At 57.9% G+C, this 853-nt stretch carries 1 protein-coding gene; it reads right to left on the reverse strand.

Annotated elements, in window-relative coordinates:
• Positions 1 to 22 precede the first annotated feature (22 nt).
• Entirely contained in the window at positions 23 to 460 is a 438-nt protein-coding gene (locus PYV00_RS24450; protein ID WP_428981669.1) for an IS110 family transposase, read from the reverse strand.
• Positions 461 to 853 lie beyond the last annotated feature (393 nt).

Below are 853 nucleotides of genomic sequence, written 5' to 3' on the forward strand. Positions count from 1 at the left end.
CACCTCGGAATCCCGCGCGCCATCAAATCGGAACACCGCGCGCGATCACCTCGGAATCCGCAATCATTATCCGGATGTCCTGGTGCTCCACCGGTTTGATGAAAACATGGGGACCGAAGGACTGCGCCAGTCGGCCAAGCTCAGCGAGACCTTTGGCATCATTCGCATCTGTCTTTTGACGTCGGATCGCCAGGAATTTGCTTGATTTGCGAACGTCGGCGACTTGAACGGGAAAACCGAACGAACGGAGATCCCGAACCATCTGAGTGCCGACACCGGCCTCGATCGTAATAGACTGGACAGGCTCAACGCCGAACCGGCGAAGGATATCCCTTATCGGAGCAGCGCGGGTCTCAGTCATTGCCTCGAAGAAAACGTTTCCTTCGGCATCGACGAGGCAGACCGCAGTCTCCAAGTGGCCGGCGTCGAGGCCGACCCAGTAGCGTAGGTGCCGTGGCATTGTGCTCCCGTACGACGTTTGTTTCTTTCGCTTGCCCTACTGACCTTGTCGGGGCTGTCCGACTAGGATTATTCCTCCGGCGTGTGATAGAGAGGTAGGAAGTCGAAGGAGACGATAGGATGGAGCCGCGGGAGGCGTTGGATGGCCTAATCAGCGAGCGAGGAGAGACCTACGCATCGATTTCGCGCCTCCTCGGGCGAAACTCGGCATACATCCAGCAGTTCATTAAACGAGGTTCTCCAGCCCGCCTTGACCAAAGCGATATAGCGCTGCTGGCATTGCATTTTGACGTGCCCGTAGAGATGCTCGGTGGAAAGGAGGGGCCGACTGCGCGGCGACAACTACGATGGCCGGTTGAGCGGCGACTATGATGGCCGGTAGGATCGGTTGTCT

It is taken from the genome of Novosphingobium album (ex Liu et al. 2023) (genome assembly GCF_029076845.1).
Taxonomy (GTDB): Bacteria; Pseudomonadota; Alphaproteobacteria; order Sphingomonadales; family Sphingomonadaceae; genus Novosphingobium.